This is a genomic window from Kaistella treverensis, assembly GCF_900114045.1.
GTDB lineage: Bacteria > Bacteroidota > Bacteroidia > Flavobacteriales > Weeksellaceae > Kaistella > Kaistella treverensis.
On the sequence record NZ_FORQ01000001.1, the window covers coordinates 38,686 to 58,733 of the forward strand.

Genomic DNA, 20,048 nt, shown 5'->3' on the forward strand with positions numbered 1-20,048 from the left:
TACATATTATAATTTGAAAAAATTCCTGCTTTTAAGCGGGAATTTTTATTTTTTTGCCGCTAAAACTGCAAATTTTTGCGTTTTACCAAGCGTGAAATTTCAGCTTAAGTTATACACTTTAAAAGCCTTAACTTTCTTTATCTTTGCAAAATGATACGAATCACCAAGATTTTCACTTTTGAAACGGCACACGTTCTTTATAATTACGACGGCAAATGCAAAAACATGCACGGCCATTCTTACAAACTTTTCGTGACGGTAAAGGGAAATCCGATCGACAATTTGGAAAATCCGAAAAACGGAATGGTGGTGGATTTTGGCGACATCAAGAAAATTGTAAAGTCGGAAATTCTTTCGGTTTGGGATCATGCGGTTTTGCTGAACGGCCTGTCAGCACACAAAAATTTGGGTGAAGATCTGGAAAAGCAAGGTCATAAAGTGATTTACTGCGATTATCAGCCGACGTGCGAAAATATGCTGTACGATATTGCGAAAAAAGTACAGTTTCACCTGCCAAAAAATGTTTCACTTGCCTATCTTAAACTTCACGAAACCGAAAATTCCTACGGTGAATGGTTTGCGGAAGATCAGCTTTAATTTTGCTAATTTGCAAATCGTGAAAATTAGCCCAAATAGATGGAAATAAATCTACAGCAAAATAAAAAAGTTTACTTCGCTTCCGACCAACATTTTGGCGCGCCGTCGCCGAAAGAAAGCAAGGTGCGCGAAGAAAAATTTATCCGTTGGTTAGACGAAATTAAAGCCGATGCGCAGGTTTTGTTTTTGATGGGCGATTTATTCGATTTCTGGCATGAATGGAATCACGTTATACCGAAAGGTTATGTGCGGGTTTTAGGGAAATTGGCCGAGCTGAAAGATTCCGGAATTGAACTTTTTATGTTCGTTGGAAACCACGATTTGTGGATGAAAAATTATTTTGAAGAAGAAATCGGCTGCAAAGTTTTTTTCGAGAAACAGTATTTTGAAATCAACGGTAAAAATTTTCTGCTTGCGCACGGTGACGGCCTCGGGCCGGGCGACAAAGGTTATAAAAGAATGAAAAAACTTTTTACAAATCCTTTGGCGCAGTGGGCTTTTAAATGGTTGCATCCGGATATTGCGATGAAAATCGCCATTTATTTTTCCACGAAAAACAAGATGATTTCCGGTGAAGAAGACAAAGCTTTTTTAGGCGAAGACAAAGAATTTCTCATCATATATTCCAAAGAAAAACTCAAAACTGAAAAAATAGATTATTTCATTTATGGTCATCGACATTTACCAATGGTTCTGGATTTAGAAAATGGAAAAGCGTTGTACATCAACCTCGGTGACTGGATTTCTTACTTTACGTATGGTGAATTTGCAAACGATTTTGAACTGAAAACCTTCGAGCATTAAATTGTAAAGACCTTATCTTTGCGTAAGAATTTCAAATTCAAAAAACGGTAGCGTTACCGTATTAACAAATTAATTTATTTTATGAAAAATTTTATTTTCGCATTTATTTTTGCGATGATCTCAACAACTGCATTCGGGCAAAAAACCGAAAAAACCTATCAACTTTCCAGTCACATTTTAGATGTTTCTAAGGGAATGCCTGCTCCGGGAGTTACCATTCAACTGGAAAAATACAGCAACCAAACAAAAATGTGGACGGTGGTTGATAAAAAAGTTACAGATAAAAACGGAAGAGTTGGAGATTTCTTAAGCAGCGAAAATTCTAACTTAGGAATTTATAAATTGACTTACTTCACAAGTCCTTATTTCAAATCAATGAACACAGAAAGTTTTTATCCTTGGGTAGAAGTAGTTTTTGAAATTACCAACAAAGACCATTATCACGTGCCAATCACGCTTTCTGCGTATGGTTACTCAACTTACAGAGGGAACTAAGTTTTCTTTTTATAAAATTATTTTAAGCGGAATTCGAAATTTACTTTGAATTCCGCTTTTCTTTTGGGACTTTTGCGAAACGAATCATGAACGATATTTTCAACCTAAAAACAGAAATTGATTTCCAGCAGAAATGTCTGGAAACTTTTCATTATCAATATAATAATATTGAAATTTACCGGAAATTTGTCGATTATTTAAACATTGATCCACGCGAAATTTTGGAAATAGAAAAAATCCCGTTTCTGCCCATAGAAATGTTTAAAAATCATACGATTTTAGACCGAAAAAAATCCGCGGATCTTTATTTTCAAAGTTCCGGCACCACGCAGATGAATCTTTCTAAACACTGGATTGCAGATGAAAACCTTTATAAGCAAAGCATCGAAAAAAGTTTTGAGCGATTCATTGGCAAAGCCGAAGACTATATTTTTCTCGGTTTGTTGCCGAGCTATCTGGAAAAGCAAAATTCGTCCTTAATATATATGGTCGATTTTCTGATGAAAAAATCGGGGAAACCGGAAAACGGTTATTTTCTCTATAATCATGCTGAATTATTCAATTTGCTGAAAATACTTTCGGCTGAAAATAAAAAAGTGATTCTGTTCGGTGTTGCCTTTGCCCTTTTAGATTTTCTGGAATTTTGCCAAAAAAGCAGCCAAAAAATCGAAACTTCGGAAGAAATTATCATCATTGAAACTGGCGGAATGAAAGGCCGAAAAGAAGAAATGACGAAGGATGAACTGCTGAAAATTTTTTATGAAGGGTTTAAAACTGAAAAAATTTATTCCGAGTATTCCATGACCGAATTGCTGTCGCAAGCCTATTCATTAGGTGAAAATATTTACGAAAGTCCGAACTGGATGCGCGTTTTAATCCGCAACACCGAAGATCCTTTTTCTTACGTGGAAAGCGGCAGAACCGGCGCTATCAACATTATCGATTTAGCAAACCGACATTCCTGCAGCTTTATCGCGACTCAGGATTTGGGCAAAATTGTTGGCGATGCTAAAAATTCATCAACAAAATCAGGCGAAATTGATTCGCAAAAATTTCAGGTTTTAGGCAGAATCGATCATTCTGATATTCGCGGCTGCAGTTTGCTCGTATCTTAATTTTCAACCAACATGTTAAAAGTAGAAGAACTTACCTATAATTATATTTCGAAATTTTGCGATTTTGAGAAAGATTTGGTGCTTACCAATCATTTCCATTCCGACTGGGAAGCCGATATTTTGGTCATTAATGAAGAAGGTTTCAGCCACGAGCTGGAAATTAAATTTTCAAAAGGCGACTTTAAAAATGATTTTAAAAAGAAATATCAAAACCATCAGACCAAAGAAAAATTTTTAAAACACGATAAAATTTCCTGCGGCGATTATCCGTGTAACAAGTTCAGTTTTTTATTACCGCAGGGAATGATCGACCACAAAAATATCCCGCCACATTGTGGAATTATTGAGTTTTACCACAATCCGGATTCCTGGGTCACGACTTTCACCGAAATCCGGAAACCGACAAAAGTGCACGACGATCCTTTTTGGAAATTTTTTGATAAAGATCTGATGCTGAAAATTATGGCACGAAATCTTTATTTCAAAAAACTGGAGGTGAAAGGCAGGTTTGAAGAGCTGATTTTGCCGCCGCAGTTTGTGCCGAAAAAATAAAATTTGCCGCTAAAACGGCAAATTTTTCTGTTTTACATTCATTTTTGAAAATTCTTACCTTTACGTAAATTCAAAATGATGAACTTCAAAAAATATAAATTCGTTTTCTGGGCTTTGGGAATCGCCGCGGTGCTTTTTATCGCGTATCTGCTTTTCCAAATGACGCAAAGTTCCTCCATCAATTCGGTGATGACGCTTTTGATGCTGGTTCTGGGTTTGGTTTTGGGCGGTGTAATTGCCTTTTTAGCTTCGAAAAAAATGGCTTCTTCGGCTCCGGTAATCACCGAGAGTTCGCATACGATTGCGGAAAGTATGCGCAAAGTTTTTAAAGTGGTTTCTGCGGAAGGTCATTTTAATGAAATTTACAACTACGAAGAATCAAAGAAAATCTTCAATTTCATTCCGTCGAAAAAGAAAGCTTTGGTGATTATCGAAGCGAAAATTCTGGTCGGTTATGATTTTGAAAAATTTCAGTGGGAAGTTGATGAGGTGAACCGAAAAGTGAAATTGCTCAATTTCCCCGCGCCACAAATTCTTTCCACCGAAACCGATTACAAATACTATAATATCGAGGAGCAGTTTTTCAATCTTTTCAGCAAAGATGATTTGGCGAAGATTCAGCAAAACGGCAAAAAACAGGTCATTGAGGCGGCAAAAAAATCGCATTTGCCGGAAGTCGCAGCTGAACAGATGCGCACGCTTCTCACTGAGATTTTAGCGGGTAAAAACTTTGTCCTGGAAAATGCTTCGGCAATTTCTGAAAGTAAAAATTATATCGATTATAAGCCCGATATTTCCACGAAATATTAAATATTTCAACTTATTGCTTGATTTTCCTTCTATAATATTAAAAATTTATCATTTCGGAACTGAACTTTTAGTACTTTTACAACTTGAAAAACCTATTCATATGAAACATATTTATACGCTGTTACTGGCGGTATTTCTGCCCTATTTTGCGCTGGCAGGCACGATTCCGGTAACTTCTACAATCAGTCCCGCAACGTTTAATGAGACGGATGCGATAACCATTACTTTTAAAGTTGATGAAGCTGCGTACGGTGTAGCTACGACTCATGAACTTTATTTGTGGGCATGGTCCATTGATACCGCAGGTGTCAATACAGATGCGCCAACCAATGGTGCCTGGGCAACGCCTAACTCGGCAAACAAACTTACATACGTGTCAAGTGCCGGAAATATCGGAACGTATACCTTCACGATGAACACCGTGAAGTCGTACTACGGAAACAGAACAAATCCGCTGACGAAAATTGGCTATTTGGTTAAAACTTTTTCGGGCACTAACCAGTCGCAGGATTTTCTCGTGAATGTGGGTAAATTCCAATTTAACCTGACAAATCCCGCTGCAGGCAGTTCAAACATTTTAGCTTCGGGAAGTGTTTTAAACATAACGGGAACGTCAAGTATGGCAGCTAACTATGTTGTAAAAGCAAACGGCACTACGGTTTATACCAGTTCCGCAGCTTCAACTTCGCTGAATTACGCCTACACAGTGACTTCAGATGCCAATATTGAAGTTATTGCAACTAACCCATCAGACGGTACGCCAGTAAGTAAAACTTTTTCAGTAGCGCTAGCCGCAGAAGTACAATCTGCACCGATCCCAAGCTATATGAGACAGGGTATTACCTACGATCCTGCAGATGGGACCAAGGTCGGGCTCGCTTTATACGCGCCATATAAATCATCGGTTCATGTGATCGGAAGTTTTAATAATTGGGCGGTATCAAGTGCTTATTTGATGAAACGTGACACCACAAATCCGGATTTGTACTGGATTGAAATTACTGGCCTTACTCCTCAGCAAATTTATACCTTCCAATACCGCACCGCGGATGGAATTAAAGTCGCTGATCCATATTCACCGTTGGTGCTTTCACCATATGATGATCCGTACATCAACGCATCCGTTTACCCAAATCTTCCAGCTTATCCCACAGGACAGAATTTTGAAGTTTCGGTTATACAAACTGCAAAACCAAAATATAACTGGACGGTCACCAATTTTGATAAACCTGCAAAAGAAAATTTGATCGTTTATGAAATGCTTGTTCGTGATTTCACTGTTGAAAAAACCTGGCAGTCTTTAATTAACAAAATCAGTTATTTAAAGTCATTAAATATCAACGCGATTGAGCTGATGCCGGTTATGGAATTTGATGGAAATGAATCCTGGGGTTATAATACCGGTTTCCATTATGCTTTAGATAAAGCCTACGGAACCCCCGAAAAATTCAAGGAATTTATCGATTTATGCCACCAAAACGGTATTGCGGTAATTTTAGATATCGCTTTAAATCACGCCACAGGCAGAAGCCCGATTGAAAGATTGTGGGCGGTTGATCCCGATGGTGACGGTTTCGGTGCTCCTGCGGCTAATAATCCGTATTTTAACCAGACTCCGAAGCATGCTTATAACGTTTTCAACGATTTCAACCATACGTCTTCTTCTACAAAATATTATGTGGAAAGAGTGTTGGAACAATGGATTAAAGAGTATAAAATCGATGGTTTCCGTTGGGATTTAACCAAAGGTTTCACTCAAAACTGTTCCGAAAACGATCAAAACTGTACCAATGCGTACCAGCAGGACAGGGTAGATGTTTTAAAATACTACGCGGACAAACAGTGGGCGATTGACAATTCTTCTTATATCATTTTCGAGCATTTGGGAACAGATGCTGAAGAAAGACAATGGGCGAACTACCGTATAAATGAAGGTAAAGGAATTATGATGTGGGACAAAGAAACGGTGCCTTATAACGAAAATACCATGGGCTTCGAAGCAAACAGCAACTTTAACAGAGTTAATTTTGAATTGCATGGTTTTGCTGAAAGAAGAGCGATCAGCTACGGAGAAAGTCACGATGAAGAACGAATCATGTTTAAAAACTTAGCGTACGGTAATTCCACTGCTGGTTATAATGTGAAAGATTTAGCCACTGCTTTAGAAAGACAGAAAGCCTATGCAGCGGTATTTCTAACTGTTCCCGGACCGAAAATGATCTGGCAGTTTGCGGAATTAGGGTATGACAAAAGTATTTTTACCTGCCCTGATGGTAGCGTAAATTTTGATTATGAAGATGGCATTCCGGGTGATTGTAAACTTTCCAACAAACCTTCGGCATTTGGTTTGGCTTATGATACCAATGCAGAGCGAAAATCTGTTTACGACACGTGGGCGAAAATTTTATCTTTAAGATTATCGAATGAAGTTTTCGATACCAAAGATTTTACGGTAGAATCCGGTAATTTAATGCCGAGAATTTTCATCAGAAATACCACGACTTCGGAGGCGTTAAAAAACGTAGTTGTACTTGCTAATTTCACTTTAACAAGCCAAAATATCGTTCCTAATTTCCCGGCGACTGGAACATGGGTAAACTTAATGGATAATTCAACATTCGCTGTAACAAGCACCACAGCGCCAATTACCATTGAACCCGGAGGTTTCAGAATATTTGGTGATGCGAAAGCAACTTTGGCAACTTCAGAGGTTGGGCAAAACGCTAACGCTGTTTCTGTGAAGCTCACGCAAAATCCGGTTACCAACGGAATTGCGACCATCCGATACACCAACGCTAAAAACGGTAAAGTTGCAATCTACGATCTTGCCGGAGCTTTGGTTAAAACCGTTAAACTTTCCAAAGATAATGGCGATGAAACCATTTCTGTAAGCGGTTTACAAACCGGAATGTATCTGATTCAGTTGAAATCTGAAAAAGGGGTTGCCGTAACAAAAATGCTTGTGAAGTAATTTATCTTTAACATTCTTAAATTAAACGGTCCGCAAATTTGCGGACCGTTTTATTTGCCGCATAAACGGTAAATATTTCGGTTTTTTAAAATCGATTTTTTGCCTGCTAAAAGGGTAGATTTTTCAGTTTTAAATTAAAGTACTTTTTGCCTGTTTGTCAGTTATATATTTTCAAACTATAATACCGAAATTTTAGCTGCTAAATCAGCAAATTTTCGGTTTTTAATTTTAGACAAAACTCAAAAAAACCTTCATAAAACAGCCAAAAAAACCTCTCGTTTTCGAGAGGTTTTTTTTATTGTGAATTGAATTCTTCTAACTATAAAGACGCTGAGTGCACCAATAAATCAGCTAATTTGTTGGAATATCCCATTTCATTGTCATACCATGAAACCACTTTCACGAACTGTGGAGAAAGCATAATTCCCGCATCTTTATCGAAAACTGAAGTTCTTTTTTCTCCCACGAAATCCTGCGAAACTACTGCATCTTCGGTATAACCTAAAATTCCTTTCAATTCACCTTCTGAAGCTGCTTTCATTGCCTGACAGATTTCTTCGTAAGAAGTTGGTTTTTCCAATCTTACCGTTAAATCAACAACAGAAACGTCAGCTGTAGGAACTCTGAAAGACATTCCTGTTAATTTTCCGTTTAAAGCCGGGATTACTTTTCCTACCGCTTTTGCAGCACCTGTAGAGGAAGGGATAATGTTGTTCAAAGCTGAACGTCCGCCTCTCCAGTCTTTCATTGACGGTCCGTCAACGGTTTTCTGTGTTGCAGTGGTTGCGTGTACAGTTGTCATCAAACCTTCTACAATACCGAAGTTGTCGTGCATTACTTTCGCAATTGGTGCCAAACAGTTGGTGGTACAAGAAGCGTTTGAGAAGATTTTAATGTCATCAGTCAAATCTTTGTGATTTACACCCATTACAAACATTGGTGTATCGTCTTTAGACGGAGCGGAAAGGATTACTTTTTTCGCGCCGGCGTTGATGTGAGCCTGAGCCAAATCTTTAGAAAGGAACAAACCTGTAGATTCCACGATGTATTCTGCACCTACTTCATTCCATTTCAAGTTGTTCGGATCGCGCTCTGCAGTTACTCTGATTTTTTTTCCGTTTACGATAAGGTCATTTCCTTCAACAGAAATATCACCTTTAAATTCACCATGTACAGAATCATACTTTAGCATATACGCCATATATTCGGCATTGATAAGGTCGTTGATTCCTACAACTTCGATGTTTTCTCTTTCCGCCATTGCTCTGAAAACAAGACGACCAATTCTACCGAATCCGTTGATTCCTACTTTGATTGTTGACATAATTTCTTTTTTAAGATTTATATTTATTTATATTAAATGGCCAGAATTTCCGAAATTTTCAGCAAATCCTGGTCGAGGTCATTGTGTTTTTGTACTGCTTCGTCAATTGGCGTGTATACCATTTTGTTGGACTGCATTCCCACCATCACGTTGGTTTTTCCCTGCATCAGACCGACTACCGCGCCGTAACCCAATCTGCTTGCTAACACACGGTCTGCACAACTTGGCGAACCACCACGCTGAATGTGCCCTAAAACCGCAACGCGGATATCATAATCTGGGAAACCTGCTTTTGTAGCTTTTGCGATATCATAAATGCTGCCCAGTTTTTCACCTTCCGCAACAACCACGATACTTGAAGCTTTTCCCGCAACTTCAGCTCTTTCGAAAGTTGCAAAAAGTTCCTCGATGCTGTCCTTTTTTTCGGGAATTAAAATTCCGATTGCGCCGGTCGCTAAACCGCTGTTTAGTGCGATAAATCCGGCATCGCGGCCCATCACTTCCACAAAAAATATTCTGTTGTGTGATGTTGCGGTGTCCCGAATTTTGTCAATGGCTTCCATTGCAGTATTTAGCGCTGTGTCGTAACCGATAGTATTATCCGTCCCGAAAATATCGTTGTCGATCGTTCCCGGAACACCGATCACCTGAATGCCATATTCTTCACAGAAAATTTGTGCACCTTTGAAAGTTCCGTCACCACCGATGCAGACCAAACCGTCGATGCCGTGTTTCTGGCAATTTTCGAAGGCTTTTTTTCTGCCGGCTGCGGTTTTAAACTCCAGCGAGCGTGCAGATTTTAAAATGGTGCCGCCTTCGGTAATAATATTTTTAACAGAACGGGGACCCATTTTGGTAAAATCGTTGTTTATTAAACCGTTATAGCCTTCCCGCACGCCGTAACATTCTATCTTGTAGTGACTTGCTGTTCTTACAACCGCGCGAAGCGCCGCATTCATGCCGGGAGCATCACCTCCTGAAGTAAGAACTACAATTTTTTTCACTGCACTGTCTATCATATATAAAAATTTCAGCACAAATTTACGAAATCTAATGCAATTTCTCAGGCTTAAATGGCAAGATTTTTATCAGAACTAATGAAGTCTTCAGCGGGTTATTTTTCAAAAAAATTCGGTGCTAAAACAGCATTTTTTCCATGTTTAAATTTTTGTATTTTTGCCGGATGATGAAAAAACGAGAACATCACAAATTTTTAGCGCTGCTGTTTGCGGTCGTCTATCTTTTTGTTGCCTTGTTTTCCCAAAATTTTCACAATCACGGCAGCGGCGAAATCTACAAAGATTTCCATTTTAAAAAAGCCGAAAAAACTTTTTCCGCAAACTCTAAAACTGCGGAATATACCGACTGTCTCTCGTGTCATATTCTGCACGACGGAAAATATGCCGTTCCGGAGCAGTTTTTTCTCACTTTTCCTTGTGCTGAAATTTTTCACTCCGAAACCTTCGAAACCGAAAAGAAAGCATTTCAGTTAACCTTTTACGACTTTCAGCTGCGCGGTCCGCCGGCAAATTTCATTTAAGCACGGTTCTTTTTCGAAACGATTTTTAAAAAGCTGATTTTCAGTTTTTTAAATTTCTGTAGTTATTTATTTTCACAGTTATTTTAAATGAAATTTACTTTAAATATCATGGCAATCTTTTTTGGATTGCTGACCATAAACGCGCAGAATACTTTTAACATCAAAGGAAAAGTGATTGATTTTCACGACAAAGTTCCGTTAAAAGGCGCTGAAATTACGCTCGGAAAATCCACACAACTTTCCGACGAAAACGGAAATTTTGCCTTTAAAGCCCTTAAAAAAGGCAATTACACTTTGCTCGCCACGCATCCGGTCTGTAATTCTTTTAGCAAAGAAATTTCGGTAAACAAGGATTTGGAGGTCACCGTTCAGCTGGAACATCACATCGCGGACATTGAAACCATAACGCTGCACGCGGCGAACAAAAACGCCAGTACAATCATCGTGAAAACATTGGACCGCAGCGAAATCGAAAGAAATTCCACCGAAAATTTAGGAAATATTTTATCAGGAATTTCCGGTGTCGGTGCTTTAAAATCCGGAAATAATGTGGCAAAACCTATTATTCACGGCTTGTACGGGAGCCGCGTGCCGATCATTAATAACGGAGTGAAAATGGCGGAACAAGAATGGGGCGTAGAACACGCGCCGAATATCGATGTGAACCAGTTTGAACACGTAGATGTCATTAAAGGTGCAGCTGCGCTGAAGTATGGCAGTGACGCGATCGGCGGTGTTGTGGTGCTGGAACCTGCAATTTTAAAACGAAAAGATACGCTTCAGGGCAGTGTAAATCTCTCCGGAATTTCAAACGGGCGCGGACTTGGACTTGCAATAAACATTTTGAAAACCTGGAAAAACGGTTGGGCAATAAAAACGGCTGGTGGTTTTAAAAAACTTGGCGATCTGAAAGCGCCGGATTATTACCTGCAGAACACCGGTTTGCAGAATAATTCTTTTGGTTTTACGGTGCAAAATAACACTTATTTGCAGGGAATTTCTTTCGATTACAGCACCACGAACCAGGAAATTGGCATTTACCGCGGTTCCGATCTCGGCAATCTAGAAGATTTTTACAAAGCCATAACAACAAAAATACCGATTTATCAGCGGGAATTTTCGTATAAAATTGAAAATCCGAAACAGGAGGTGAAGCATCATATCGCGAAAATTTCTGCTTTTAAAAGGTTTGATCACCTCGGTAAAATTTCGGTTGATTATAATTTTCAGTACAATCACCGGAAAGAATATGATGTGCGGCGCGGCGAACTGGCGCAAATTCCGTCGCTGGATTTGGAACTGTTCACAAACCAATTCAACATCAATGATTTAATCGAACGCGAAAACTGGAGCCTAGAAAGTGGAATCGATCTGAAATATCAGTTTAATTATTCAACTCCGGAAACACAAGCACGCCGTTTGGTACCGAATTACAACCAATATGCGGGCGGAATTTATTCGGTGTTAAAATATAGGTTTTCACCGGAATTAAATGCGGAAGCGGGTTTGCGTTACGACGTAACTAAATTCAATGTTAAAAAATGGTATGACCTGAGCGTTTGGGAAAGTTTGTACGCAGCAGATTTTTCAGAGTTTTACGTGAAAACCGAAGGAAACCGGGTTTTTACTAAACCTGATTTGGTGTACAAAAACCTGTCTTTTAACGCTGGTTTGCAATTTACGCCTTCGCAGCATTTTGGTGTAAAACTGAACTATGCAAAAGTGAGCAGAACACCGAATATTGCGGAACTTTTTGCTGATGGTCTGCATCATTCTGCAGCGATTATCGAGGTTGGAAATCTGGGAATGAAAAACGAAGATGGTCATCAGTTCAATATAAATTTCGAGCTAAAACCACCTATTTTTGAGAATTTCAGTTTAAATGTAAATCCGTATTTATTTGTTACCAAAAACTTCATCACCGAAGTTCCGACAGGAATCCAAAACACCATTCGCGGCGTTTTTCCGGTCTGGTCTTATCAGCAAATCAACGCTGAAATGTTCGGAATGGATGTAGATGCAGAGGTGAAACTGAATAATTTCCTGCAATACCGCGGTAATTTTTCCTACGTTAATGGTAAGGATAAAACGAATGACCAGCCATTAATTCTTATGGTTCCGACGAATTTTGCAAACAGTCTGGAATTTAATAATGAAAAGTGGCGCAATATCTACTTTAAAGTTCAGCAGCAAACTTATCTTCAGCAGAAAAGATTTCCGGTTTTTAACCCGACCATCAATATTTTCGAAAATGGCGAACAGGTGGAAAAAAGGCTGGATCTTTCCACGCCGCCGTCAACCTACACTTTGTGGGGTTTGCAAACCGGTTTTGACTTCAGCAAAAACTTTTCAGCAGGTGTAAATGTCACCAATTTGTTTAACCTGCATTACAAAGATTATCTGAATAGAATGCGCTATTTCTCGTACGAAATGGGCAGAAATGTCATTTTCAACATTAAATATAACTTTTAAAACTTCGACATGAAACGATTAATAATACTTAGAAATTTTTTGATTTTTTGCCTTTTTAGCGGCATATTTTTCAGCTGCAGCCGCGCGGACGAAGATGAAGACGTGCTGTCGCAGGAAGATATTTCAAATATTATTTTGAACGTGAAAGACGACGCGACGGGAATCACGAAAACCTATAATTACACCGTGAATTCGCCGGCGAATCCCGTCATTAATTTAGAAAACGGAAAAATCTACACTGTTAGCACGATATTTTTAAACGGAAACGAAGATGAAACGCAAAGCATTATTGAAGCGAAAGACGAACATTTTCTGCTTTTTAACTTCCAGAATTCTGAGGTGGATTTAACCAGAATTGACGAGGAAAGTTCCGTTAGAAGCGACCGTATAAGAGTTGGACTGACCTCGAAATGGGAAGTGACAGATGCTGTTAGGGGAAGCAATCCGCAATTGGTGCTGACCTTGATACACGATGCGACTTCGGTTAATGAAGAAAAAAACGGAAGCGTTTTCGGCAGCGCTGTAGGTGGTGAAACCGATGCAATGGCAACTTTTACAATTTCTGAAAAATAGCCGTTTTAGCCGGAAATTTTTCGGTGTGCTACTTTCACGTCCCTTAAAAATAATCAAAAAAAAATTACTATTTTTGCAACCTAAATTTTCAATAAATTACAATGAACGTTACAGCGACCAACCATGACGAAGTAAGTGCGTTACTTACAGTTACTTTAGATAAGTCAGACTACAAAGATAAAGTTGAGAAACAATTGATCAACTACGCGAAAAATGCACAGGTTCCTGGATTCCGAAAAGGGAAAGTACCATTGAGCATGGTGAGAAAACAATATGAAGCCGGAATTGCTTTCGAGGAAATCAACAAGCAGGTTTCTGAAGCGCTGAACAGTTACGTGAACGACAATAAATTGAGATTGGTAGGTCAACCAGTGCCACAGCCGGTAGACGATTTGAATCCGAACGCAGAGCAGCTTTCGGTACAGTTTGAAGTGGGCTACGAACCGGAATTTACCGTAGATTTAGCGAAATACGAAGCGCCACATTATAAAGTGGAAGCTTCTGAAAAAGAAATCGGACAAAGCATTGAAAACATGCAGAAACGTTTCGCTGAGCAAATTCCACAGGAAGAAATCGGCGATGATACTACGGTTTCTTTGGAAATTAGCCAGGTTGTTGAAGAAGATGCGGAAGGCGCACATAATCATCCACCAAAAAATATCACCATTGATGCGACTAAAAAAGAAGCGTTCCAGTTGGTGAAAGATTTGAAAATGGACGGTTCTGTAAAGGTTTCTAAAGCAGATTTGGAAAGCAATGAAGAATTGGCAAAAGAATTAGGTTTTTCTAAAGAAGAAGTTGAGCATTTACACCACGACCAAATTGAAGTTAAAGTAAAAGATTTCTTCGGTTTGAAGTTGGCTGAACTGAACCAGGAGTTATTCGACAAAGTTTATGGTGAAGGAACCATCAGATCTGAAGAAGAATTGAAAGAAAAAGTGAAAACTGAGTTGGACGAATATTTCCAGCAAAATGCAGACGTACATTTCGTAAACCAAATTTTAGCGCAGATTACCGAAAAAGAAGAAGTGAAACTTCCGGAAGAGTTTTTGGTGAAATGGTTGGTTTTCAGCAATGAAAACGTAAAAACTGAAGAGCAGGCAAAAGAAATCCTGGAAGCTGAAAAAAATCAGTTAAAATACCAGATTTTAGAAGGAAAATTAATGACTGACAACGATATTAAACTGGAGTATGCTGATGTTTTAGCACAGGCAGAACAGTTGGTTCGTAACCAGTTGGCGATTTACGGAATTCACCATTTGCCGGATGAAGAAGTACAGAAATACGCTGTTGAAATGTTGAAAGATCAGGAGCAGGTTCGTCAGATTTCCGCGGAAGTTGGAATGGCGAAACTTAAAGATGTAATTATGGAAAAAGCTTCGAAAGTTGAAACCGTGATTTCTCACGATGAATTTTTGGAAGAAGTGAAGAAGTAATCTTCGATTCTAAATATTAAAAAGCCGTCCCGATTTATCGGGACGACTTTTTTTGTAAAATGAAAATTAATAGCTGAATGAGTCGATATTTTTATTTTTGATCAGATACATTTCCAGCTTTTCCAGTTGCTGTGTCGTAATATGAAGTTCCATACTCACGACCAAATAATCCTCTTTTTTTTCGAGTGCGATTTGATATCCCACTTTCGAAATTTTATCAATGTCTTCGATAATTTCTTTTTTTTCTAAAATTCGATTGGTCGCAATTTTAAATTTTAAAATTTTATTGTGATGATGCGCTAAAAACCGATTGGTTAATAGTTTTGCAACATAGATGACAATCAGCGCAGAAATTAAAAAGGTAAAAGCAATATAAATTTCCCCAAACCCGATCGACATTCCGACCGCCGCGGCAATCCAGATTACGCCGGCAGTTGTAAGTCCATAAACGTTAAAACCTTCTTTAAAAATTACGCCGGCGCCCAGAAAACCGATTCCACTTACGATATAGGAAGCAATCCGCGTTGGATCTCCCGTGCCCGCAAGTTTATAGGAAAGTATGGAAAAAAGGGTGGAACCGAGGCAAATAATGGTGATCGTCTTTAAACCCGCTGATTTATCTTTCATTTCGCGCTCGAAACCCAGGATAAGTCCCGCGATCAAGGCAAAGAAAGCTTTGTAAACATCTAAAAGTTCAAAGTGCTCCGACATTTTTATTTTAAAGATAGAAATTTTTTAGGAACCGTACTCCTTTTTCCATTCGTCAGCGGCTTCGCAAAGCGTTTCGTAAAACTCTTCCCCATATTTCCGGATGAGCGGTGTTTTCACGAATTTGTAAATCGGAATTTGAAGTTCTCGGCCCAAAGTACATGCGTCACTGCAAATGTCCCATTTATGGTAATTTAACGCGGTAAAAGTTCGGTATTCATCCACGCGAATCGGGTAGAGGTGACATGAAATCGGTTTTTGCCAATCCACGGCGCCGTCTTCGTAGGCTTTTTCAATGCCGCATTTGGTAATGCCTTTGTCATCAAAAATTACATAGGCACATTCGCGGCCTTCCACCATAGGCGTAACGTAATCGCCGTCATTAGGATCGATTACCCATGTTCCCTGCGCTTTGATTGCTTCTACGCCTTCTTTTCGCAAGTAAGGTTTTACCTGCTCGAAAATCCGGTCTAAAATCACGGTTTCTTCTTTATTTAAAGGAGCTCCGATGTCGCCTTCTACGCAGCAGGCGCCTTTGCATTTGCTTAAGTTACATACAAATTCTTCAGAAAAAATATCTTCAGAAATTAATTTATCGTCAATTTGAATCATGTTAAAAGAAATTAAAATAAGATGAAAGTTTAAAGAGCAGAAGCGAGAAAATGACGGTCCAAAGTCCGGCTTCCTGCATCCAGTATTTTTTGGAAAATCTCAGCATTCTGCTCAGAATAATTGAGGCGGGTAAAGCTAGAAGCAAAAGATATTCGTACGTTTTACCCATGTACATAAAAATGGTGATGAACTGCGCTACCGAAAAAACCAGTAAAAACGTATATTTAAAGCGGCTTGTAGGGCTTTTTTTATTGAAATGACGGAAATGGTCAGCAACTGAATGGATTATAAATACTGCAACCGGACTCAACCATAATAAATGATCGAAATTTCTGGTGGGCGAAAATCCGGTAAACGGAAAATAAGCCGGGTTCCAACCATTTAAATTTAAAAAATAAGCCACCGAAAAATAGCAGATTGCAATCAGTAGAAAGCCGAAAAACAAGCGGAAAATATGCAGACCAATCTGACCAGACGTTCCAATGATGTGAAAAATCACAAAAATAGACATCGGCCAGGTTGTCGGCAGAAAAATGAAATTGATTGCCAATATAGCTCCGACCAAAATGTAAGAATTATTACGCACCGAAAGGTCATCAGCGGTAAGCATCAGTAAAATGATGGAGTTTGTAAACAGCGCAACAGCAATCCCAATATCCAAATCTCCGGGATATAAAGCAAAAACGAAAAAAGTGTATAAAAACAGCGGCAAATGGCTTTGATAAGTAAGCCCAATCGCGTTAAAACAGAAATAACCCAGCGCCACGCCCGCGAATGTAACCGTTGCTGAAATTACATCTAAAGTATTGAAATTTAAAATGTTAAAGCTGATTACAATCAAAAGCAGGACACCAATATAAACCGGTACCGAAAAAATATTGCTTTCTTTTGAAAGTAATCGAAACATTTTTTATAAATTTGTGCAAAGTTAATTTAAAAAAGGAAAATAATGACGTCTATATTTCTATTAATAAGTGAGTTTTTCAAATGGTCTTTCGGTCTTTTTGAATTCGCGGGGAACCTTCTCAACTGGATTTTATTTTTCGCTGCGGTTGCCATTTTTACTTACTGGTGCTACGTCCTGATTAAAGTATTGGGCGGAAACAAAGACAAAGAATATTTTTCTCCTACAGAAGGTCATTATCCATATTACGACCCAAGAATTTACAACAAAGAGAATTAATAATTGATACCCGTTTTTTAACGATGAAAATCCCGAAATTTTTTAATTTCGGGATTTTTATTTTTTGTCGATTTCTATTAATGAATTGGAATAACCAACACCGGAATGTGTGATCTTCGCGTAAGTTCTTTGGTTAAACTTCCCACGAAAACGTCATACATATTGCTTCTGCCGTGCGAACCCATGACGATATACGCAGCTGCTTTATCTTTTGCGTACTCCAAAATGGTGTCGCCGGAAACGCCCTGTTTCAGCAAATGTTCACAATCAATTCCCTGAGCAATTATGCGCTGCTCTAAAGTGTTCAGCTGTCGCAGTTCCTGTTTAATTTCGTTTTGTTCCACTTCGGGAAAATACTGAAATCCCATGTCTCCGATGGCAAAACCGATGTCTGCGGGCGCCACGTGAATCAGGCATAATCTCCCATTTAACTCACGCGCAAATTTCATGGCGCCTTCCACCAACTTGTCGGTCGCATCAGAAAAATCTACTGGTAAAATAATGTTTATCATGATTTTTTTATTAGTAGCTTAAAGTTACGAAAATTTCTGCTACTTTAACCCCGAATTTTTATTGAATTCTTAGGTCAAAAACCTTTTGATCTTCCAGGAATGCCTGCAGCTCATCATTTTCCGAAACTTTACTCACGCCTTTTGGTGTGCCGGTAAAAATTAAATCACCCACACGCAAGGTGAAAAATTTCGACACAAAAGCGATGATTTTTTCAGGTGAAAATATCATCAGCGAAGTATTTCCGTTCTGCACTTCTTCTTTATTTTTCAACAGCGAAAAGTTCAGGTTTTTCAGGTCGAAATCTTTTTTCGGAAAAAACTCCGATAAAACAGCACTGCCATCAAAACCTTTTGCCAGCTCCCAAGGCAAGCCTTTCGATTTTAATTCCGACTGAAGATCGCGCGCCGTAAAATCAATTCCCAAACCGATTTCATCATAATATTTTCCGGCATTTTCTTCCTGAATATATTTTCCGCCTTTCGAAATTTTCAAAACCACTTCCAATTCGTAGTGAACATCACTGGAAAATTCCGGAATGTAGAAGTCGTTCCCTTTCAAAACTGCGGTGTCGGGTTTCATAAAAATCACGGGACTTTCCGGGATTTCGTTGCCTAATTCCTGTGCGTGCGCTGCGTAATTTCTTCCGATACAAATGATTTTCATTTTGATTTTTTTTATGGTTTTTAGTGGCTAAAATCTGCTTCTCAACTGAATTCCGGTCAGCACTTTTTTGGTGTAAAGCGGGAAATCTGCATTTTGAATCCAGCCGTAATAGCCCAAGTCTTTCTGGAAAACGTCTTTCACACGCTGACCTTTGTATTTTCCGAAGGTGAAAATTTCCTTTTCATCTTTGTCAAAAGCGACAAATCCCGCTAAATCTGCAAATTTATGATGCGAAGAAAACTCGCTCAATCCCGCGATATCTTTCGGTAAATCCGGATAATGACCGACCTGCGCATCGAGAACTTCAAAAGTTGCCAAAACATCAGCTTCGGCAGAATGCGCATTTTCCAGGCTTTTTCGGCAATAAAACTGATAAGCTGCGGTTAAGTTTCGTGGTTCCATTTTGTGGAAAATGGTTTGGGCATCGACGAGCTTAAATTTGGTTAAATCGAAATCCACACCTGCGCGCAAAAGTTCTTCAGCCAAAAGCGGAACATCAAAACGGTTTGAATTAAAACCACCCAAATCGCAACCGGAAATCATGTCTATAATTTTACCGGCTATTTCACGGAATTTTGGTGAATCTTTCACGTCGTCATCGGTAATGCCGTGAACTCCCGTAGATTCTTTCGGGATAAACATTTCCGGATTTACACGCCAGGTTCGCGATTCGCGAGATGCGTCGGGATAAACTTTTAAAATAGAAATTTCCACGATGCGGTCGCGTGAAACCTGAATTCCGGTGGTTTCCAGATCGAAAACGCAAAGTGGTTTATGGAGTTTTAAATTCATTTTTTGATGTGTTGAAGTGGTAATTTGAAAATGAACAAATTTGAAAATTTAATGTTATATAATTTAAATCCTGATTACTGACAACTGACAACTAATTACTTTAACTGCCTCTGAAAAACAACCGAAATTAAAATATAATATAAAATGACCAGCGGAATTCCCGGGATTTTAAATAAAAGAAGAATTAAAATTCCGCCGGCTAAAAGGGCAATTTTTGGGTAATTGTCTTTCAGCTGCATCGATTTAAATTTCATCGCGATCATTTTCACCGGACTCACCAAAATCAGCGACGATATCAGCGTAATCATAATCAGCAAAAGCGGACTTTCGAAAAATATTCGGAACGCGCCGTTTTCTACAAAAGCATAATAAAGCCCGAAAATTAAAATGGTATTTGATGGCGTATTTAAACCTTTAAAATAATAGGTTTGCTCATCATCCAGATTGAAAATCGCCAGGCGCAAACAGGAAAATAAAGTGATAAAAAGCCCGATATATTGCAGGTTAAAAGGCAAATCAAAACCTAAAAACTGGTTGCCAAACGGTTCCAGAGCTTTAAACATTGTGACGCCAGGTAGCACGCCAAAACTCACCATGTCCGCAAGCGAATCCAGCTGCACGCCAAGCGACGAATTGGCTTTCAAAGCGCGCGCAACAAGCCCGTCGAAAAAATCCAGAACTAAAGAAATGATAATGCAAAGCGCCGTTATTTTGTAATTGCCGCTAATCAAGTGAATGACGCCAATGCTGCCCGACATGAGATTTCCCAAAGTCAGCATGTTGGCAAAATTGTTTTTTATAAAACTCATAGCTGCAAAAGTAAGGATTTTATTGATTTTTTCTGTGCTTTTCGGCGCTTTCGCACATGACGTTAAGATGCGAAAATAA

21 protein-coding genes are annotated in these 20,048 nt (G+C 38.9%); 12 read left to right on the forward strand and 9 right to left on the reverse strand.

The features are described 5' to 3' along the window. Positions 1-150 precede the first annotated feature (150 nt). The 7 genes from BMZ55_RS00230 (at position 151) to BMZ55_RS00260 (ending at position 7,344) form a co-directional block, all read left to right on the forward strand. Positions 151-597: a 6-pyruvoyl trahydropterin synthase family protein gene (locus tag BMZ55_RS00230; RefSeq protein ID WP_089817624.1), complete on the forward strand. Its 447-nt coding sequence runs from the start codon at positions 151-153 to the stop codon at positions 595-597. Positions 598-636: 39 nt separating this feature from the next. Beyond that, positions 637-1,401: a UDP-2,3-diacylglucosamine diphosphatase gene (locus BMZ55_RS00235; RefSeq protein ID WP_089817626.1), complete on the forward strand. Its 765-nt coding sequence runs from the start codon at positions 637-639 to the stop codon at positions 1,399-1,401. A gap of 81 nt (positions 1,402-1,482) precedes the next feature. Beyond that, the gene (gene uraH, locus BMZ55_RS00240) at positions 1,483-1,896 is read left to right on the forward strand and encodes a hydroxyisourate hydrolase (protein WP_039345567.1); all 414 of its coding nucleotides are present in this window, start codon (positions 1,483-1,485) and stop codon (positions 1,894-1,896) included. Positions 1,897-1,982: 86 nt separating this feature from the next. Further along, positions 1,983-3,011 (forward strand): LuxE/PaaK family acyltransferase, encoded by a 1,029-nt coding sequence (locus BMZ55_RS00245; protein WP_089817628.1) that lies wholly within the window; start codon positions 1,983-1,985, stop codon positions 3,009-3,011. A 12-nt stretch (positions 3,012-3,023) separates the two neighbouring features. Continuing rightward, positions 3,024-3,563: a hypothetical protein gene (locus BMZ55_RS00250; protein ID WP_089817630.1), complete on the forward strand. Its 540-nt coding sequence runs from the start codon at positions 3,024-3,026 to the stop codon at positions 3,561-3,563. A 75-nt stretch (positions 3,564-3,638) separates the two neighbouring features. Further along, entirely contained in the window at positions 3,639-4,373 is a 735-nt protein-coding gene (locus BMZ55_RS00255; protein WP_089817633.1) for a DUF4230 domain-containing protein, read from the forward strand. 100 nt (positions 4,374-4,473) lie between these two features. Next, a complete protein-coding gene (locus BMZ55_RS00260; RefSeq protein WP_089817635.1) occupies positions 4,474-7,344 on the forward strand; it encodes an alpha-amylase family glycosyl hydrolase in 2,871 nt (956 codons plus the stop codon). Between the two features lie 319 nt (positions 7,345-7,663). Here BMZ55_RS00260 and gap read toward each other — a convergent pair whose 3' ends face one another. Both gap and pfkA read right to left on the reverse strand, forming a co-directional pair. Beyond that, positions 7,664-8,668: a type I glyceraldehyde-3-phosphate dehydrogenase gene (gap, locus tag BMZ55_RS00265; protein WP_039345552.1), complete on the reverse strand. Its 1,005-nt coding sequence runs from the start codon at positions 8,666-8,668 to the stop codon at positions 7,664-7,666. 32 nt (positions 8,669-8,700) lie between these two features. Further along, entirely contained in the window at positions 8,701-9,687 is a 987-nt protein-coding gene (pfkA, locus tag BMZ55_RS00270; RefSeq protein WP_089817638.1) for a 6-phosphofructokinase, read from the reverse strand. Between the two features lie 164 nt (positions 9,688-9,851). Here pfkA and BMZ55_RS00275 point away from each other — a divergent pair, with 164 nt between their 5' ends. From BMZ55_RS00275 to BMZ55_RS00290, 4 genes are all read left to right on the forward strand, one after another. Continuing rightward, on the forward strand, positions 9,852-10,208 hold the full coding sequence (locus tag BMZ55_RS00275) for a hypothetical protein (RefSeq protein WP_089817640.1): 357 nt from the start codon (positions 9,852-9,854) through the stop codon (positions 10,206-10,208). 108 nt (positions 10,209-10,316) lie between these two features. Continuing rightward, entirely contained in the window at positions 10,317-12,680 is a 2,364-nt protein-coding gene (locus BMZ55_RS00280) for a TonB-dependent receptor (RefSeq protein ID WP_233701853.1), read from the forward strand. A gap of 9 nt (positions 12,681-12,689) precedes the next feature. Beyond that, positions 12,690-13,253: a hypothetical protein gene (locus tag BMZ55_RS00285; RefSeq protein ID WP_089817643.1), complete on the forward strand. Its 564-nt coding sequence runs from the start codon at positions 12,690-12,692 to the stop codon at positions 13,251-13,253. A gap of 101 nt (positions 13,254-13,354) precedes the next feature. Next, entirely contained in the window at positions 13,355-14,689 is a 1,335-nt protein-coding gene (locus tag BMZ55_RS00290) for a trigger factor (protein WP_089817645.1), read from the forward strand. A gap of 66 nt (positions 14,690-14,755) precedes the next feature. Here BMZ55_RS00290 and BMZ55_RS00295 read toward each other — a convergent pair whose 3' ends face one another. From BMZ55_RS00295 to BMZ55_RS00305, 3 genes are read right to left on the reverse strand one after another with little or no spacing between them, the layout of a single operon-like run. Continuing rightward, positions 14,756-15,400, reverse strand: a complete 645-nt coding sequence (locus BMZ55_RS00295) for an MgtC/SapB family protein (protein WP_089817647.1) — start codon at positions 15,398-15,400, stop codon at positions 14,756-14,758. 24 nt (positions 15,401-15,424) lie between these two features. Beyond that, complete coding sequence (locus BMZ55_RS00300) at positions 15,425-16,009, reverse strand: DUF3109 family protein (RefSeq protein WP_089817649.1); 585 nt, start codon at positions 16,007-16,009, stop codon at positions 15,425-15,427. 1 nt (position 16,010) lies between these two features. Continuing rightward, positions 16,011-16,916 (reverse strand): DUF6427 family protein, encoded by a 906-nt coding sequence (locus BMZ55_RS00305; RefSeq protein ID WP_089817652.1) that lies wholly within the window; start codon positions 16,914-16,916, stop codon positions 16,011-16,013. A 42-nt stretch (positions 16,917-16,958) separates the two neighbouring features. On the opposite strand from BMZ55_RS00305, the gene BMZ55_RS00310 reads away from it, so the two are divergent. Continuing rightward, the gene (locus BMZ55_RS00310; RefSeq protein ID WP_089817654.1) at positions 16,959-17,192 is read left to right on the forward strand and encodes a hypothetical protein; all 234 of its coding nucleotides are present in this window, start codon (positions 16,959-16,961) and stop codon (positions 17,190-17,192) included. Positions 17,193-17,269: 77 nt separating this feature from the next. Here BMZ55_RS00310 and BMZ55_RS00315 read toward each other — a convergent pair whose 3' ends face one another. From BMZ55_RS00315 to BMZ55_RS00330, 4 genes are all read right to left on the reverse strand, one after another. Next, entirely contained in the window at positions 17,270-17,704 is a 435-nt protein-coding gene (locus BMZ55_RS00315) for a universal stress protein (RefSeq protein WP_089817656.1), read from the reverse strand. Positions 17,705-17,762: 58 nt separating this feature from the next. Further along, positions 17,763-18,368, reverse strand: coding sequence for a fumarylacetoacetate hydrolase family protein (locus tag BMZ55_RS00320; RefSeq protein WP_089817658.1), 606 nt, complete (start codon positions 18,366-18,368; stop codon positions 17,763-17,765). A gap of 27 nt (positions 18,369-18,395) precedes the next feature. After that, positions 18,396-19,160, reverse strand: a complete 765-nt coding sequence (locus BMZ55_RS00325) for a 3'-5' exonuclease (protein ID WP_089817660.1) — start codon at positions 19,158-19,160, stop codon at positions 18,396-18,398. 95 nt (positions 19,161-19,255) lie between these two features. Continuing rightward, positions 19,256-19,969 (reverse strand): CDP-alcohol phosphatidyltransferase family protein, encoded by a 714-nt coding sequence (locus tag BMZ55_RS00330; protein WP_089817663.1) that lies wholly within the window; start codon positions 19,967-19,969, stop codon positions 19,256-19,258. Positions 19,970-20,048 lie beyond the last annotated feature (79 nt).

What these genes read in the sequence shown, in the direction of transcription:
- BMZ55_RS00230 (WP_089817624.1), top strand. Translation starts at nt 151, where the DNA reads ATGATACGAATCACCAAGATTTTCACTTTTGAAACGGCACACGTTCTT.
- BMZ55_RS00235 (WP_089817626.1), top strand. Translation starts at nt 637, where the DNA reads ATGGAAATAAATCTACAGCAAAATAAAAAAGTTTACTTCGCTTCCGAC.
- uraH (WP_039345567.1), top strand. Translation starts at nt 1,483, where the DNA reads ATGAAAAATTTTATTTTCGCATTTATTTTTGCGATGATCTCAACAACT.
- BMZ55_RS00245 (WP_089817628.1), top strand. Translation starts at nt 1,983, where the DNA reads ATGAACGATATTTTCAACCTAAAAACAGAAATTGATTTCCAGCAGAAA.
- BMZ55_RS00250 (WP_089817630.1), top strand. Translation starts at nt 3,024, where the DNA reads ATGTTAAAAGTAGAAGAACTTACCTATAATTATATTTCGAAATTTTGC.
- BMZ55_RS00255 (WP_089817633.1), top strand. Translation starts at nt 3,639, where the DNA reads ATGATGAACTTCAAAAAATATAAATTCGTTTTCTGGGCTTTGGGAATC.
- BMZ55_RS00260 (WP_089817635.1), top strand. Translation starts at nt 4,474, where the DNA reads ATGAAACATATTTATACGCTGTTACTGGCGGTATTTCTGCCCTATTTT.
- gap (WP_039345552.1), bottom strand. Translation starts at nt 8,668, where the DNA reads ATGTCAACAATCAAAGTAGGAATCAACGGATTCGGTAGAATTGGTCGT.
- pfkA (WP_089817638.1), bottom strand. Translation starts at nt 9,687, where the DNA reads ATGATAGACAGTGCAGTGAAAAAAATTGTAGTTCTTACTTCAGGAGGT.
- BMZ55_RS00275 (WP_089817640.1), top strand. Translation starts at nt 9,852, where the DNA reads ATGATGAAAAAACGAGAACATCACAAATTTTTAGCGCTGCTGTTTGCG.
- BMZ55_RS00280 (WP_233701853.1), top strand. Translation starts at nt 10,317, where the DNA reads ATGGCAATCTTTTTTGGATTGCTGACCATAAACGCGCAGAATACTTTT.
- BMZ55_RS00285 (WP_089817643.1), top strand. Translation starts at nt 12,690, where the DNA reads ATGAAACGATTAATAATACTTAGAAATTTTTTGATTTTTTGCCTTTTT.
- BMZ55_RS00290 (WP_089817645.1), top strand. Translation starts at nt 13,355, where the DNA reads ATGAACGTTACAGCGACCAACCATGACGAAGTAAGTGCGTTACTTACA.
- BMZ55_RS00295 (WP_089817647.1), bottom strand. Translation starts at nt 15,400, where the DNA reads ATGTCGGAGCACTTTGAACTTTTAGATGTTTACAAAGCTTTCTTTGCC.
- BMZ55_RS00300 (WP_089817649.1), bottom strand. Translation starts at nt 16,009, where the DNA reads ATGATTCAAATTGACGATAAATTAATTTCTGAAGATATTTTTTCTGAA.
- BMZ55_RS00305 (WP_089817652.1), bottom strand. Translation starts at nt 16,916, where the DNA reads ATGTTTCGATTACTTTCAAAAGAAAGCAATATTTTTTCGGTACCGGTT.
- BMZ55_RS00310 (WP_089817654.1), top strand. Translation starts at nt 16,959, where the DNA reads ATGACGTCTATATTTCTATTAATAAGTGAGTTTTTCAAATGGTCTTTC.
- BMZ55_RS00315 (WP_089817656.1), bottom strand. Translation starts at nt 17,704, where the DNA reads ATGATAAACATTATTTTACCAGTAGATTTTTCTGATGCGACCGACAAG.
- BMZ55_RS00320 (WP_089817658.1), bottom strand. Translation starts at nt 18,368, where the DNA reads ATGAAAATCATTTGTATCGGAAGAAATTACGCAGCGCACGCACAGGAA.
- BMZ55_RS00325 (WP_089817660.1), bottom strand. Translation starts at nt 19,160, where the DNA reads ATGAATTTAAAACTCCATAAACCACTTTGCGTTTTCGATCTGGAAACC.
- BMZ55_RS00330 (WP_089817663.1), bottom strand. Translation starts at nt 19,969, where the DNA reads ATGAGTTTTATAAAAAACAATTTTGCCAACATGCTGACTTTGGGAAAT.